Origin of the sequence: Deinococcus multiflagellatus (assembly GCF_020166415.1) — a bacterium.
GTDB lineage: Bacteria > Deinococcota > Deinococci > Deinococcales > Deinococcaceae > Deinococcus > Deinococcus multiflagellatus.
Genome location: NZ_JAIQXV010000047.1, coordinates 1 through 2,697 on the forward strand (window position 1 = coordinate 1; position 2,697 = coordinate 2,697).

Annotated in this window: 5 protein-coding genes; 3 read left to right on the forward strand and 2 right to left on the reverse strand. The window is 59.3% G+C overall.

Annotated features, from left to right (window positions below; genetic code table 11):
• Together K7W41_RS23160 and K7W41_RS23165 are read left to right on the forward strand one after the other, a co-directional pair.
• The coding region (locus K7W41_RS23160) for a hypothetical protein (RefSeq protein ID WP_224612900.1) at window positions 1-284 on the forward strand (284 nt) is incomplete at its 5' end.
• Between the two features lie 122 nt (window positions 285-406).
• Complete coding sequence (locus tag K7W41_RS23165; RefSeq protein ID WP_107139585.1) at window positions 407-1,000, forward strand: hypothetical protein; 594 nt, start codon at window positions 407-409, stop codon at window positions 998-1,000.
• A 59-nt stretch (window positions 1,001-1,059) separates the two neighbouring features.
• Here K7W41_RS23165 and K7W41_RS23170 read toward each other — a convergent pair whose 3' ends face one another.
• A complete protein-coding gene (locus tag K7W41_RS23170; protein ID WP_104992257.1) occupies window positions 1,060-1,380 on the reverse strand; it encodes a hypothetical protein in 321 nt (106 codons plus the stop codon).
• A 112-nt stretch (window positions 1,381-1,492) separates the two neighbouring features.
• On the opposite strand from K7W41_RS23170, the gene K7W41_RS23175 reads away from it, so the two are divergent.
• Entirely contained in the window at window positions 1,493-2,491 is a 999-nt protein-coding gene (locus K7W41_RS23175; protein ID WP_022803092.1) for an IS5/IS1182 family transposase, read from the forward strand.
• On the opposite strand, the gene K7W41_RS23180 is transcribed toward K7W41_RS23175, so the two are convergent.
• Window positions 2,451-2,697: helix-turn-helix domain-containing protein (locus tag K7W41_RS23180; protein WP_224612901.1), on the reverse strand; the 247-nt coding region annotated here is incomplete at its 5' end. The genes K7W41_RS23175 and K7W41_RS23180 overlap by 41 nt on opposite strands.

The window sequence follows — 2,697 nt, forward strand, 5'->3', positions numbered from 1 at the left end:
GTCGGGACATTGCGACGACCAGCACCGCTGGCGTCACCAGAGAAACGGACTTTGAAGTTGCTGCGGGGGATACGAATGGCTGGCATATCTGCACTCCTGGTGGTTCTGAATTGAAGTGGCCACTTCTGCAATCAGTATGCGGATCCATCCGTTTGAGAGAAAGAACGTTTTCTACCAGTATGCCTATCCGAATATACCAGTACATCTCTGCTTTCCCATCCAAACCAGTCAACAAAAATGCACCACAGATCTTTCCTATGCCGGGTAGAAAAGTTTTACTTTAAAAACTTTTCTACCTGTAGATTTCTTGTAGCAATGAGGTAGATTTCAGAGTTTAAAATAAGACTTGTATACACCATGCTTACTCCAGAAGTGATCACTTCAAATTTGGTTCGGGAGGTACAGCATGGCTCTTCAGGAATTTGTGAAGGTATACACGGCAGAGTCGAACTTCACGGGCATACAGGGATACATTAGCGTCCCAGCAACGCCTACGGGTCTGAGCACGTATGATTTCGTCAACTTCTTTCTTGCTTTGGACGACTATTACGAAGTTGGCCTCAGCTACGCAGATAAGGGCGATGGAAACGGCCCAGTCTGGCGCTACTTCGCCAATCACGCCAAATTTGGTCAGCAGAACCAGATTGTGAGCCCTACCAGTGAGGTCTTCGTCAAGATCGTCAACCGGGGCACGGAAGCGGACGCGACTGTACAGGACGGGCGCATCACGTTCTCTCGCACGGCCGCCGTGGCGTCCCCAACCTACTCCGGCAAGATGCTGATCGGCGGGGAGGACAACAGTGCCACGTCATCCAGCGGCTATACGCCCCGGCACCCGCAAGTGACGTTCCGCAACGTGAAGGTGCAGCGTGGCGGCGTGTGGCTTGACTGGAATGCCACCACGCAAGGCTCCCTGGGTGCCCTGGTCAACCGCACGCCTCAGTATCAGCGGCAAGGCATGGTCATCCAGAACGTACCGCTGATCGCCCAACTGACGTAACCCATGGGAAAGGAGAGGGCCAATGAAGCCCTCTCCTTTCCCGTGGCGCTTCCCGGCTTTTAGCGGAGCGTCACGGCTGCCTTGCCATTCGTCACGGTGCAAGTAAACCGCACGGTCCTGACCTGCCCGCCCTGTTGAAAGCGCGCCGTGCCTACCCAGAAATACGACTGACCGACATGGCCGGAGTTGTTGATGTTCCTGGAATAAGTGACCGGGACTCCCGCGGGCACCGTGCGGAAGCCCTGAAGGTTGCGGATGCACAGTGCCTGCCCGAGTTCCTGGTCTGGCAAGAGACGTGAGGGGAGTGGCACGTCTCTGCCACCAGCGCCCGCAACACTGGCAGCCAGAATGGCAAGGGCACAGATCATCTTACGCAGCATGGTCGTCATTGTATAGGTGGCTTGTTGGCGATGTCCCAGTAATACAGAATCGCTTCGTTACGGCTACTCAGGACCCGTTGCGCAGTTGAGGTGAATTGGGCAGAGTAGGGGCATGCTTCAGGTGTCGCGCCTCATGCAGCGTCCCCGGTCCTTCGAGTCGCTCTGCGGCCTGAATCCCAGTGAGTTCAGCATCCTCGCTGAACAGCTCGAGCCCCTGTGGACCCAGGCGCACCGCACGTCCCTCCTGCGGGAGGGACGAAGGCGCCGCATCGGGGCCGGCCGGCAGTTCAAGCTGGATGTTCCGCACCGCCTGCTGCTCACCCTGATGTACCTCCGGCATTACTTGCCCATGCATCTGTTGGGTGTGCTGTTCGAGATGGACGCCGCCAACGTCTGCCGGAACATCCACGCGCTGCTGCCCCTCCTGGAGCAGGCATTGCCTGCTCCTCTCCGCGCCCGGACACTGGACAGCCGCAAGGTCACGCCCGACGACGCCCCGCGTCGTCGGCTGCGCACCTTGGACGACGTCCTTGAAGCGTTCCCGGAGATCGCGGACATGATCATCGACGGGACCGAGCAGCCCCGAGGCCAACCCAAGAAGAAGAAGGGGAGTGGTCCTGGGAAGAACGCCGTGGGGCGGCCCAGGGACCAGAAGAAGTTCTTCAGCGTCAAGAAGGGCACCCACACCCTGAAAACGCAGGTGGCGGTCACTCCAGAGGGGCTCGTCGTACACCTCAGTGCGCCCGCCGGCGGGCGCACCCATGACATGAAGGTCCTGAAACAGTCGAGACTCTTGCCGCGACTTCCCCGGGGAAGTCGCGTGTGGGGCGACCGCGGGTATACGGGCCTGGATAAGCTGTGCCCGGAGCACGAGGTGATCGTTCCCCGCATGCGGCCCCGAGGGGGCGCGCTGAGCCCGGAGGACCGGGAGCTCAACCATCAGATCTCCAAGGTGCGGATCACGGTGGAGAACGTGGTGTGCAAACTGAAGAAGTTCCGTGTTTGCCGGGAGTTTTACCGGAACGACACCCGGCGGCACGGCCTGTTCTGGGGTTGTGTGGCGGGCCTGGTCAATCTCCGCACCATGAGCCGCGCACCACAGTTCGCCTGAACCACCGCAACACAGATGCGGGGAGGCATCGCCTCCCCGCATTCACCCGCATCCCAACTGCGCAATCGGTCTTCACGCCCAGCTTCTGAAACACGCGTGTCAGGCCGTTTTGTACGGTCTGATTGGCAATTCCCAACTCACGGGCAATTTCCTTGTTGGCGAGACCGCGTGCCACCAGGCGCAGCAAGTCCCCTTCTGCTGGCGTT

Excerpts from the sequence above, each read along its gene's own strand:
- K7W41_RS23165 (WP_107139585.1), top strand. The coding sequence starts at position 407 with ATGGCTCTTCAGGAATTTGTGAAGGTATACACGGCAGAGTCGAACTTC.
- K7W41_RS23170 (WP_104992257.1), bottom strand. The coding sequence starts at position 1,380 with ATGCTGCGTAAGATGATCTGTGCCCTTGCCATTCTGGCTGCCAGTGTT.
- K7W41_RS23175 (WP_022803092.1), top strand. The coding sequence starts at position 1,493 with ATGCTTCAGGTGTCGCGCCTCATGCAGCGTCCCCGGTCCTTCGAGTCG.